General features: G+C 38.6%; 13 protein-coding genes. 10 read left to right on the top strand and 3 right to left on the bottom strand.

What is annotated here, in order from left to right:
• The first annotated feature begins 19 nt into the window (after nucleotides 1-19).
• From lnt to murA, 8 genes are read left to right on the top strand one after another with little or no spacing between them, the layout of a single operon-like run.
• The gene (gene lnt / locus KKW16_RS03720) at nucleotides 20-1,558 is read left to right on the top strand and encodes an apolipoprotein N-acyltransferase (RefSeq protein ID WP_080351571.1); all 1,539 of its coding nucleotides are present in this window, start codon (nucleotides 20-22) and stop codon (nucleotides 1,556-1,558) included.
• Between the two features lie 39 nt (nucleotides 1,559-1,597).
• Nucleotides 1,598-2,392, top strand: a complete 795-nt coding sequence (mlaF, locus tag KKW16_RS03715) for a phospholipid ABC transporter ATP-binding protein MlaF (protein ID WP_111407559.1) — start codon at nucleotides 1,598-1,600, stop codon at nucleotides 2,390-2,392.
• Complete coding sequence (gene mlaE / locus KKW16_RS03710) at nucleotides 2,389-3,174, top strand: lipid asymmetry maintenance ABC transporter permease subunit MlaE (protein WP_005628334.1); 786 nt, start codon at nucleotides 2,389-2,391, stop codon at nucleotides 3,172-3,174. The genes mlaF and mlaE overlap by 4 nt, the downstream gene beginning before the upstream one ends.
• A gap of 9 nt (nucleotides 3,175-3,183) precedes the next feature.
• Entirely contained in the window at nucleotides 3,184-3,690 is a 507-nt protein-coding gene (gene mlaD / locus KKW16_RS03705; protein ID WP_005636837.1) for an outer membrane lipid asymmetry maintenance protein MlaD, read from the top strand.
• Between the two features lie 28 nt (nucleotides 3,691-3,718).
• Nucleotides 3,719-4,363: a phospholipid-binding protein MlaC gene (gene mlaC / locus KKW16_RS03700; RefSeq protein ID WP_179222720.1), complete on the top strand. Its 645-nt coding sequence runs from the start codon at nucleotides 3,719-3,721 to the stop codon at nucleotides 4,361-4,363.
• Between the two features lie 10 nt (nucleotides 4,364-4,373).
• The gene (locus tag KKW16_RS03695; protein WP_065265308.1) at nucleotides 4,374-4,700 is read left to right on the top strand and encodes an STAS domain-containing protein; all 327 of its coding nucleotides are present in this window, start codon (nucleotides 4,374-4,376) and stop codon (nucleotides 4,698-4,700) included.
• A gap of 11 nt (nucleotides 4,701-4,711) precedes the next feature.
• Nucleotides 4,712-4,969 carry a BolA family protein gene (locus KKW16_RS03690; protein ID WP_005631356.1) on the top strand — a complete coding sequence of 86 codons (258 nt, stop codon included), beginning with the start codon at nucleotides 4,712-4,714 and terminating at the stop codon, nucleotides 4,967-4,969.
• 10 nt (nucleotides 4,970-4,979) lie between these two features.
• Nucleotides 4,980-6,254, top strand: coding sequence for a UDP-N-acetylglucosamine 1-carboxyvinyltransferase (gene murA / locus KKW16_RS03685; protein ID WP_140523813.1), 1,275 nt, complete (start codon nucleotides 4,980-4,982; stop codon nucleotides 6,252-6,254).
• A gap of 90 nt (nucleotides 6,255-6,344) precedes the next feature.
• On the opposite strand, the gene galM is transcribed toward murA, so the two are convergent.
• From galM to galT, 3 genes are all read right to left on the bottom strand, one after another.
• Nucleotides 6,345-7,373 carry a galactose-1-epimerase gene (gene galM / locus KKW16_RS03680; protein WP_140523809.1) on the bottom strand — a complete coding sequence of 343 codons (1,029 nt, stop codon included), beginning with the start codon at nucleotides 7,371-7,373 and terminating at the stop codon, nucleotides 6,345-6,347.
• A 9-nt stretch (nucleotides 7,374-7,382) separates the two neighbouring features.
• Entirely contained in the window at nucleotides 7,383-8,537 is a 1,155-nt protein-coding gene (gene galK, locus KKW16_RS03675) for a galactokinase (protein WP_215767926.1), read from the bottom strand.
• A 69-nt stretch (nucleotides 8,538-8,606) separates the two neighbouring features.
• Nucleotides 8,607-9,656 (bottom strand): galactose-1-phosphate uridylyltransferase, encoded by a 1,050-nt coding sequence (galT, locus tag KKW16_RS03670; RefSeq protein ID WP_215767925.1) that lies wholly within the window; start codon nucleotides 9,654-9,656, stop codon nucleotides 8,607-8,609.
• A gap of 210 nt (nucleotides 9,657-9,866) precedes the next feature.
• On the opposite strand from galT, the gene KKW16_RS03665 reads away from it, so the two are divergent.
• The gene (locus KKW16_RS03665) at nucleotides 9,867-10,865 is read left to right on the top strand and encodes a substrate-binding domain-containing protein (protein WP_048953857.1); all 999 of its coding nucleotides are present in this window, start codon (nucleotides 9,867-9,869) and stop codon (nucleotides 10,863-10,865) included.
• Nucleotides 10,866-11,052: 187 nt separating this feature from the next.
• Entirely contained in the window at nucleotides 11,053-12,048 is a 996-nt protein-coding gene (gene mglB, locus KKW16_RS03660) for a galactose/glucose ABC transporter substrate-binding protein MglB (RefSeq protein WP_215767924.1), read from the top strand.
• The last annotated feature ends 38 nt before the right edge of the window (nucleotides 12,049-12,086 follow it).

The raw sequence follows: 12,086 nt of genomic DNA, 5'->3' as shown, positions 1-12,086 counted from the left end.
GCAAAATATAATTGAATTTATGAATAAATATTTTACTTATCTTATTGCGATTATATCTGGTTTAGTCGGTGTTTTTGCCTTCTCGCCATTTGATTATTGGCCTTTAGCCTATGTGTCTTTACTCGGTTTACTTTATGTCGCTAAAAATCCTAAAAAATCCACCGCACTTTTAGCGACGTTTTTGTGGTCGATCGGATTTTTCTGCTTTGGGGTGAGTTGGCTTAATGTCAGTATTCACCAATTTGGCGGCGCGTCTTTAGGTGTGAGTTATTTCCTTGTCGGTTTACTTGCGGCTTATCTTGCGCTATACCCGATGTTCTTTACCTATTTGGTTCAGCGTTTCAATGTTCAAAGTGCGGTAATTTTTGCCGTGATTTGGACATTGACAGAATTTTTACGAGGTTGGATTTTTACCGGTTTTCCTTGGCTTCAGTTTGGTTATACACAAATTGACAGTCCATTTTATGGCATCGCCCCGATTTTTGGGGTAACAGGATTGACGTTCTTTACCGTTTGGGCAAGTGCTGTAATTTTTAATCTCGTTTCATCTTTGTTTAAAACGAAAAATCTTAAATTAGTCTTGGCGAATGTTTTGTTATTGATCATCGTGGGGGGATTAAGTGCTTATTCATCCCGAATTCACTTTGTAAAAGCTGTTGAAGATAAGGCAATTTCAGTCACGCTTGCTCAAGGAAATATTGAACAAAATCTCAAATGGGATCCTGCTTATTTCTATTCTACTTTGGAGATTTATCAAAAATTAATTGCAGAAAATCTTGGTAAAACAGATTTAATTATTTTGCCTGAATCAGCGTTGCCAACTCTTGAAAATGCGATTACCCCATTTTTTGAAGGATTAGATCGTGCTGCTAAAGAAACGAAAACGGAGATAATGATTGGCACGGTATTCCAAGATACGAAATCTGGTAAATTGCTTAATTCTATTATGACTGCTGGAAACCCAGACTTTCCTTATCAGCCAGATACGTTAAATCGTTATAGTAAGCATCATCTCGTGCCTTTCGGTGAATATGTTCCACTAGAAAGTATTCTGCGACCACTGAATTCCGTGTTTAATTTGCCGATGTCTGCATTTCAAAGTGGAGATGCGATTCAGCCATCTTTAATGGCAAAAAAACGCACTTTTTCGCCAGCAATTTGCTATGAGATTATTTTCGGTGAGCAAGTGCGGCAAAATTTGAAACAAGATACGGATTATTTGCTCACAATTTCTAATGATGCCTGGTTTGGTGATTCGATTGGGCCTTGGCAACATTTACAGATGGCAAGAATGCGCGCTTTAGAATTGGGTAAACCACTTATTCGTGCAACGAATACGGGGATTTCAGTCTTTGTTGATGCACAAGGTAAGGTGTTAGCGCAGGCACCACAGTTTATTGAAACAACGTTGACGCAGAAAATTGCACCTGCGGAAGGCAAAACCCCTTATTTTGTGCTAGGAAATATGCCTTTATATGCTTTATCATTGTTGTTTTTAGTATTACACGGCATGATGGCGTTTGTTCGTCGTAAGATGAACCTTTCACAAAAACGATAGTCAAAACGACCGCACTTTTTATTTATAAACGAGATTTTAATGAATCAAAATCTAATTGAAGTTAAGAATCTCACCTTTAAACGCGGTGATCGCGTGATTTACGATAACCTGAATTTGCAAGTAAAAAAGGGAAAAATCACTGCGATTATGGGGCCGTCGGGGATTGGTAAAACCACCTTACTTAAATTGATAGGTGGGCAACTGATACCAGAACAAGGTGAAATTTTGTTTGATGGGCAAGATATTTGTCGCCTATCTAATAGTGAACTGTACGAAGTACGCAAGCGGATGGGGATGTTATTCCAATCCGGTGCGCTTTTTACGGATATTTCTACTTTTGATAATGTCGCCTTTCCAATTCGTGAACATACGCATTTGCCTGAAAGTTTAATTCGTCAAATCGTATTGATGAAATTGGAGGCGGTTGGGTTGCGAGGCGCTGCCGCATTGATGCCTTCAGAACTTTCCGGAGGTATGGCTCGTCGAGCTGCATTAGCGCGCGCTATTGCACTTGATCCTGATTTAATTATGTTTGATGAGCCATTTACTGGGCAAGATCCAATCAGTATGGGCGTAATTTTGAGCTTGATTAAACGATTAAATGAAGCGTTAAATTTGACTTCTATCGTGGTGTCGCACGATGTGGAAGAAGTATTGAGTATTGCAGATTATGCCTATATTATTGCAGACCAAAAAGTTATCGCAGAAGGAACGTCTGAGCAGCTTTTACAGAGCCAAGATCCGCGCGTGGTGCAATTCTTAAAAGGTGAATCTGATGGTCCTGTGCGCTTTAAGTACCCAGCGCAAGATTATGTGAAGGAATTGTTTGAATGATCGTCAATTTTATTTCTGCTTTGGGAAAACAGGTGATTGACTTTTTCCGTGCCTTAGGGCGAGCAGGCTTTATGTTATTTGGCGCTTTGATCGGCAAGCCACAAATTCGTAAGCATTTTCCTTTGCTTGTGAAGCAAATGCATGTTTTAGGTGTCCAATCGTTACTCATTATTTTGTTGTCCGGTTTATTTATTGGAATGGTATTAGGACTACAAGGTTATGTTGTGTTAGTCGATTTTTCTGCTGAAACAAGTTTGGGACAGCTTGTAGCGCTTTCTCTTTTACGAGAATTAGGGCCTGTTGTTACCGCACTTTTATTCGCGGGTCGAGCAGGTTCTGCATTGACGGCTGAAATAGGCTTAATGAAAGCTACTGAACAACTTTCTAGTCTTGAAATGATGGCTGTTGATCCTTTACGTCGAGTGATTGCACCTCGTTTTTGGGCGGGAGTTATTTCCATGCCAATTTTGTCAATCTTGTTTATCGCGATTGGTATTTGGGGCGGTTCCTTAGTTGGTGTGGATTGGAAAGGTGTTGATTCGGGTAGCTTTTGGTCTGTGATGCAAAATTCCGTGAGTTGGAGCTATGATATTTTAAATGGCTTTATTAAAGCGGTTTTCTTTGCTGTTGCCGTAACTTGGATTGCGCTTTTTAATGGTTATGATTGTATGCCAACATCAGAAGGCATCAGCCAAGCTACAACACGAACAGTCGTGCATGCCTCTCTTGTTGTTCTAGGATTAGATTTTATTTTGACTGCTATTATGTTTGGAGCAGGTTAAGGATTTTTTATGAGACAAACAATTAAATATGAATTTTGGGTCGGGTTATTTTTATTACTTGGTATTGGCGCCTTAGTTTTTTTAGGTTTACGCGTAGCCAACGTACAAGGTTTTGGTGAGACGAAATCTTATACTGTGACGGCAACTTTTGATAATATTGGTGGACTAAAAGTACGTGCACCATTAAAAGTTGGTGGAGTGGTTATTGGGCGTGTGAGCGGTATTACGCTTGATGAAAAAAGCTATTTACCCAAAGTCAGTATTGCAATTAATCAGGAATATAATGAAATTCCAGAAAACAGTTCTTTATCAATTAAGACATCTGGTTTATTGGGTGAGCAATATATTGCATTGACAATGGGGTTTGATGATGGTGAATCGGCTATGCTTAAAGAAGGTAGCCAAATTCAAGATACAAAATCTGCGATGGTGTTGGAGGATTTAATCGGCCAATTCCTTTACGGCGATAAAAAATCTGATGGTAACAGTGAAAAGACTGAGCCTACAGTACAATAACAACTCACATTTATTTAGGAGATTTATGATGAAATTTTTCCAAGTGAAAAAATGGTTTGCAATTTTAACCTTAGTATTTACCGCACTTTTTGCTGCTGGTACTGCTATGGCTGAAACAAGTCCTTATGTATTAATGCAACAAGCGTCAGATAAATTGTTTTCTGATATTCAGGCAAATCAAAGCCAGATTAAAAAGAACCCAAATTATCTACGTACTATCGTTCGTAATGATTTACTACCTTATGTTCAAGTTAATTATGCTGGTTCTTTGGTGCTAGGTTCTCATTTCAAATCTACTACACCTGAACAACGTGAAAAATTCTTTAAAGCTTTTGGTGATTTTATTGAACAAGCTTATGCACAAGTATTAACGGCATATTCAAATCAACAAATCCAAATTGAGCCAGAAAAAGCATTAGGTGATAAAAACTTAGTAAATATTCGTGTGAATATTATTCAAACCAATGGTGCAGCACCAATTAAATTAGATTTTAAATGGCGTAAGAATGGTAAAACGGGTGAATGGTTAGCTTATGACATGGTTGCTGAGGGCGTGAGTATGGTTGTAACAAAACAACAAGAATGGAGTAGTATCTTACGTCAACAGGGTATTGATGCATTAACGGCTCAAGTACAAAAATCAGCCGCTCAACCTGTAACATTCAGCAAATAATTTTGTTGCCATGTTAAATTGGGATTTAAAGAAAAATGATGATAAGATAGCGCTCCTTTTGTCAGGGGAGCTATCTCGCAACACGTTGTTGCCTATGTGGCAGCAACGTGACGTTTTTTTATCTGCTAATGCGCTGGATAAAACAGTTGTTGAATGGGATTTGTCTGGTATTCAACATATTGATTCAGCTGGTTTTGCAGCGCTTTGTGATTTTTTACGAGAGTGTCAAAAGCTTAACAAAACAGTGCGATTAGTTTATCCACCAAAACAATTATTAACCCTTGCAGATCTTGTTGGTTTGTCTGATTGGATCGCAAATTTTACAGATCTTAATTAAACGGAAATCTGATGGAACTTCAAGAAATTGAACGAATTTTAAAAGATGCGCTAAACGTAGAAGAGGTTTATGCTCAAGGTGAAAACGCGCATTTTGGCGTGATTGTAGTGAGTGATGAAATTGCCGCACTTTCTCGCGTAAAACAACAACAAACAATTTATGCTCCGTTAATGGCTTATTTTACTACTGGCGAAATTCACGCGTTAACAATTAAAACTTATACCACTGAAAAGTGGAAACGTGATCGTGCATTAAACCAACTTAATTAAGGATTCAAAAATGGAAAAATTTCGTGTTTATGGGCAATCTCGTTTAAGTGGAACTGTGAATATTTCAGGTGCAAAAAATGCCGCACTTCCAATTCTTTTTGCCGCTATTTTGGCAACAAAACCAGTTAAACTCACGAACGTGCCTGCGCTTAAAGATATTGAAACCACTTTGAAAATTTTACGTAAATTAGGCGTGGTGGTAGATCGTGATGAAACTGGCTCAGTTTTATTAGATGCATCGAATATCGATCATTTCACTGCCCCTTATGAATTAGTTAAAACCATGCGTGCTTCAATTTGGGCATTGGCGCCTTTGGTTGCTCGTTTTCATCAAGGCCAAGTATCGTTACCTGGTGGTTGCTCTATCGGTGCTCGTCCAGTTGATCTCCATATTAGCGGTTTAGAAAAATTAGGCGCGGACATCGTTCTTGAAGAAGGATATGTAAAAGCACAAGTATTAGATCGCCTTGTGGGAACACGTATTGTAATGGAAAAAGTGAGCGTAGGTGCAACTTTATCTATTATGATGGCAGCAACGCTTGCGAAAGGCACCACAGTGATTGAAAACGCGGCTCGTGAGCCTGAAATTGTAGATACCGCTGACTTCCTCAATAAAATGGGCGCGAAAATATCTGGTGCAGGTTCTGATCACATTACGATTGAAGGTGTTGAATGTTTAACTGGTTGTGAGCATAGTGTCGTGCCAGATCGTATTGAAACGGGTACATTCTTAATTGCCGCAGCAATTTCGGGTGGTCGTGTTGTTTGTCAAAATACTAAGGCTGATACTTTAGATGCAGTGATTGATAAACTTCGTGAAGCTGGCGCTCAAGTTGATGTTACTGAGAATAGTATCACTTTAGATATGCTTGGAAATCGCCCTAAAGCAGTGAATATTCGTACTGCGCCACATCCAGGTTTCCCTACTGATATGCAGGCTCAATTCACCTTATTAAATATGGTGGCAGAGGGCACAAGTATTATTACTGAAACGATTTTTGAAAATCGTTTTATGCATATTCCTGAATTAATTCGCATGGGCGGAAAAGCTGAAATTGAAGGGAATACTGCCGTATGTCATGGTGTTGAACAGTTATCTGGTGCAGAAGTGATGGCGACAGATTTACGTGCATCAATCAGTTTGGTTCTTGCAGGTTGTATCGCAACAGGTGAAACCATAGTAGATCGTATTTATCATATCGATCGTGGTTATGAACATATAGAAGAAAAACTTCGTTGTTTAGGTGCTAGAATTGAACGTTTCTCTGGAGAGAGCGAAGTTTAATAAAATAAACTAACTATTAGATTCATCTAATCTAATATAGGGGCTAATTTCGAATTTTTCAGAAATTAGCCCTCTGTTTATCAGTAATTATTACTTTTTAAAAAACTTAAATTCCGTCCATTGACAATATCGTTCGCCTGCTTTTTGAATGCCACCGTAATTTTGCCATTCAGGATGATTTGGGGTGTCGGGTAAACATTGAGTTTCCAGTGCTACGCCAGAAAAATCGGCATATAATTCGCCATTTCTCGTTGGTGTATCAGCAAGATAATTACCCGTATAAAACTGCAATGCGGCTTGCGAGGTTCTTACTTCTAAACTTAAATCGCCAGTTGGAGAAGTCAGTAACACGCAAGGCTTTTGCCAAGCTTTATTGACAATAAAGGAATGATCGTAACCTTTTGTTGCTTGCTGCTCCCCTTGCAAAAAATCTTGTTTGATAGGTTTAGCAATACGGAAGTCAAAACTCGTATTCACTACGTGCTTTAATGGAGAATTAGGAATCCCCTCATTATCTACAGGCAGATAAAAATCAGCATTTAAACGTAATGTATGTTCACGCACGTCACTGCCTTGCTCTGCATTTTCTAAATTGAAATAGGCGTGATTTGTTAAGTTTAACGCGGTATCCTTATCGCAGATCCCTGCATATTCAATTTTTACGCTATTATCATCTGTTAGCGTATAGATTACAGACACATCCACATTACCAGGAAAACCTTGATCACCATCCTCTGAATGTAATGAAAAACACACAAAATTCTCACCGCACTCTTGAATTTTCCAACGGCGTTTATCAAAGCCCTCTCCTCCATGAAGCTGATGTTTACCTTGATTACTTCTCAATTTAATGAGTTCACCATTCAATTCAAATTGTGCATTTGCAATACGATTTGCATAACGCCCTATGCTTGCGCCTAAATAGCTTTGATGAGTGGGATAGTCCTCTACCTTACAACCCAATAAAACCTCGCGTAAAGTGCCATTTACTGGCACTTTACAAGAAAGCCAAGTTGCCCCCCAATCCATAAATTGAACACACATTCCATTTTCATTTTGTAGGATTATCAGCTGATAAGGTGCACCATCAGGCGCATTAAAAGTGGTTTGTTCTAACATCATTTTCTCTTAAATCACTCGAACACCTTGTGATGCAGTGCACACATAAAAAGTTTCTTTTAAACCAGTCGTTTTCTCGTAATTATCCGCAATAATTTTACGAACTGCATCGACTTTATCATGTGGTGCAAGTGCTACAATACAACCACCAAAACCGCCGCCCGTCATACGTGCCCCGCCACCTTTGCCAATAACAAGTTGGGCCAATTCAACTAAATAATCAATTTGTGGCACGGTGATTTCAAAATCATCACGCATTGAATCATGAGATTCCCCCATTAACTCACCTAAACGGGTCAAATCATTCTTCTTCAATGCTTCCACTGCATCGAGTACTCGTTGATTTTCTGTGACGACATGACGAGCACGTTTTGCTGCTAATGGTGAAAGTGCGGTCAATTCTGCTTCTCTTTTTCGGAATTGTTCAACTGAAACATCACGCAATGCTTTTACTCCAAAAAATTTTGCTGCGTCTTCACATTGCTGACGGCGAGTATTGTATTCACCCGTTACCAAATCGTGCGGTACGTTTGAGTTCACAATAATAACGGCGACATCTTGTGGCACGGGTGTTGGAATGGTTTCAAGACTACGACAATCGATCATCAGTAAGTGATTTTCCTGCCCAAGTGCGGAAATTAACTGATCCATATTGCCACAATTTGCGCCAACAAATTGGTTTTCCGCTTTTTGCCCATTCAATGCAATATCCGTGTGAGAAAGTGGTAAATCGCCAAGTTGTTGGCAAAATTTACCCACCGCAACTTCTAACGCTGCAGATGAACTTAATCCAGAAGAAAGCGGCACATTTCCAGAAATCACTAAATTTGCACCTTGTTGAAAGTGCGGGTAACGTTCTTGGATAAATTTTACAACCCCACGCACGTAATTAGCCCACTTGTGTTCACTCTTAGGAATTTCAGTATTGAGAGAAAATTCATCAGTTTCATCAAGATCCGCTGCATAAACATTCCAAATATGATCATCTCGTTTTGTACCAGAAACGGCCGTACCAAAATTAATCGCACAAGGCATAACAAAGCCGTCGTTGTAGTCGGTATGTTCGCCGATGATATTTACTCGGCCAGGTGCATAGATGGTAATTTCTGGCAAATTTTTATGCTGTTTATTGAAAATTTGTTGAGCATTTTGGATTGGGGTCATATTTCTATCCTTTATATTAAATCTGTACTCGATCTGCCCCCTCTTTTGTAAAGAGAGGGACTGGCTATATTATTTAATTCTTTCTTTATAATGAACTTCACTCAAAGCACGTAATCGCTCTGCAGCCTGTTCTGCAGTTAAATCGCGTTGGCTTTCGCCTAACATCTCATATCCCACCATAAATTTACGCACGGTTGCTGAGCGTAAAAGAGGAGGATAAAAATGAGCGTGTAGCTGCCAATGTTCGTTATCTTCGCCATTAAACGGTGCGGCATGAAATCCCATTGAATATGGGAAAGAAGTCTCAAATAGATTGTCGTACTTGGTTGTCAATTTTTTCAAAATAACCGCAAGATCTTTTGATTGTTCGTCACTTAATTCAGTTAAACGTTTTATATGAGTTTTTGGTAAAAGCAATGTTTCAAATGGCCAAACAGCCCAATAAGGCACTAAAGCTACCCAATGTTCAGTTTCAACGACAATACGTTCTTTTAATTCCAGTTCTCGTTTTACATAATCAACCAACATTACTGAGCCATGTTTTAGCAAATAATCGCGTTGTGAGCGATCTTCACGAGCAACTTCATTTGGTAAGAAACTGTTCGCCCAAATTTGACCATGTGGATGAGGATTAGAACACCCCATTGCCGCCCCTTTGTTTTCAAAAATTTGCACCCATTGGTATTTCGCGCCAAGTTCACGAAGTTGCTCTTGCCATACTTTAATCACTTCTTCAATCTCAAGTGCGGTCAATAATGGCAATGTTTTACTATGATCTGGAGAGAAACAAATGACTCGACTTTCACCACGAGCTTGAGAACTCTGGAAAAGTGGATCTGAGGATTTTTCAGGGGCTGGCGTATCTTCTAAAAGCGCGGAAAAATCATTTTTAAACACATAAGGTTTACGATAATCTGGATTTAATTCACCTGTAATACGCTTATTACTCGGGCAAAGATAACAAGTTGGATCATAACTTGGTTTTTGTTCTTCATTCACTTTTTCTTGTTGCCCTTGCCATGGACGCTTAGCACGATGTGGTGATACCAAAACCCATTGATCAATTAACGGATTATAGCGACGATGTGGATGCTCGGTTGGTTCAAAAATATCACTCATAATTGGCTCCCTTTCTAAATTGTAAACGATTACACAAAATACTGCGCATAAGATAGCAAATTCAAAAAAATAAACCGTGATCAGTATCACATAATGGGAAAATCTCTAAAAGTTTTTTGTGATCTCTGTTACAAATCAGAAAGTAACCGCTTTCAATTTTATTTAGAAAGAACATAATAAGAAACGTGATTTCATTATGGAGAGCATTCTATGAGTACCATTCATGATGTAGCCGAATTAGCCCATGTATCTATTGCTACTGTTTCTCGCGTTGTAAATCAACATCCCTCAGTGAGTGAAGATACCCGCCTTGCCGTAAGACAAGCAATTGAGCAACTTAATTATCAACCAAATGCAAATGCTAAAGCCCTTGCAATACAAAACACCGATACGATTGGTGTGGTTGTTACCGATGTAACAGACTCGTTTTTTGCTATTTTAGTGAAAGCCGTAGATAAAGTTGCAGAAGCACACCGTAAAACAATCTTGATTGGTATTGGCTATCACCATGCAGAGAAGGAACGTGAAGCGATTGATACTTTACTTCGCAAGCGTTGTAGTTGTTTAGTTGTGCATTCAAAAGCATTATCTGATGATGAACTTAGCCATTATTTGAAAACAGTACCAGGAATGGTGATTATCAACCGAGTGATTCAAGGCTATGAAAATCGTTGCGTAAGTTTAGACAATAAAAAAGGAACCTACTTAGCAACGGAAATGCTTATCCGTTGTGGTCATAAACATATCGCATATATTGGATCTAACCATGCAATTTTCGATGAAATTGAGCGTCGAGATGGTTATCTTACCGCATTAAAAGATCACAATTATCCAATTATTGAGCATGCCATCACGCACAATTCACCAGACTTCGAGGGTGGTGAAAAAGCCATGATTGATTTGCTTAGTTATAACAAAGATCTCACTGCGGTCGTAGCCTATAATGATTCAATGGCGGCGGGAGCCATTTCAGTTCTCAATGAAAACAATATTAGTGTACCAAGCCAATTTTCAATCATTGGTTTTGACGATATGCCAATTGCTCGTTATTTAATTCCTAAATTGACGACTATTCGCTATCCTATTGATTTAATGGCAACTTATGCAGCTAATCTAGCATTAAGCCTTGTCGATAATGAGGTGAGAACGCCATCAACAATTCAGTTTAACCCAACATTAGTACGTCGTTTTTCTGTGAAATCTATCTAAATTTGAAGATAAACACACTCATAAAATGTGATAGTGATCACAAATCCGAATTTTTAATGTAATCGTTTTCATTTTATGTGAGTTTGATCACAGATTCCGAGTAAATTATTCGCTAATATGGCATCAATTGCAGAATGTAATGCAATATTTATCTCTAACATCAACATTCCAAAATAGGAGCGTTATTATGAAAAAAACAGCAGTATTAAGTGCGGTTGCTTTGACTATTGGTTTAGGAGCTGTATCTTCAAGTTTTGCAGCCGATAGTAAAATCGGCGTCACTATTTACAAATATGATGATAATTTTATGTCATTAATGCGTAAAGAGATCGACAAAGAGGCTAAAGCAGTTGGCGGTATTAAACTTTTAATGAATGACTCCCAAAATGCACAATCAATTCAAAATGACCAGGTTGATGTATTACTTTCCAAAGGTGTGAAAGCTCTTGCAATTAACTTAGTTGACCCAGCTGCAGCACCAACCATTATTAGCAAAGCAAAACCAGATAACATTCCTGTTGTATTCTTTAATAAAGACCCAGGTGCAAAAGCTATCGGTTCTTATGAACACGCTTACTATGTAGGTACTGATCCAAAAGAATCAGGCTTAATTCAAGGGGATTTAATTGCAAAACAATGGAAAGCGAATCCAGCTCTAGACTTAAATAAAGATGGCAAAATCCAATTCGTATTATTAAAAGGTGAACCAGGTCATCCAGATGCTGAAGCGCGTACAAAATTTGTAGTTGAAGAACTTAATGCGAAAGGTATCCAAACCGAACAATTATTTATTGATACTGGTATGTGGGATGCTGCAATGGCGAAAGATAAAGTAGATGCTTGGTTATCTAGCTCTAAAGCGAACGACATTGAAGTAATCATTTCTAACAACGATGGTATGGCATTAGGCGCATTAGAAGCAACCAAAGCACATGGTAAAAAACTCCCTATCTTCGGTGTGGATGCATTACCAGAAGCATTACAACTCATCAAAAAAGGTGAACTTGCAGGTACGGTGTTAAACGATGGTGTGAACCAAGGTAAAGCAGTTGTTCAATTATCTAATAACTTAGCACAAGGCAAAGCAGCAACTGAAGGCACAAAATGGGAATTAAAAGATCGTGTTGTACGTATCCCTTATGTTGGTGTAGATAAAGACAACTTAGGCGACTTCTTAAAATAATTTCTCATCAATTTTTGTTGTAATCCAAGGGGAAGTTG

Origin of the sequence: Haemophilus sp. SZY H8, from assembly GCF_018829755.1 — a bacterium.
Lineage (GTDB): Bacteria > Pseudomonadota > Gammaproteobacteria > Enterobacterales > Pasteurellaceae > Haemophilus > Haemophilus haemolyticus_K.
Note: the sequence above shows the minus strand (reverse complement) of the source record. Positions and strands in the feature narration are given on the sequence as shown.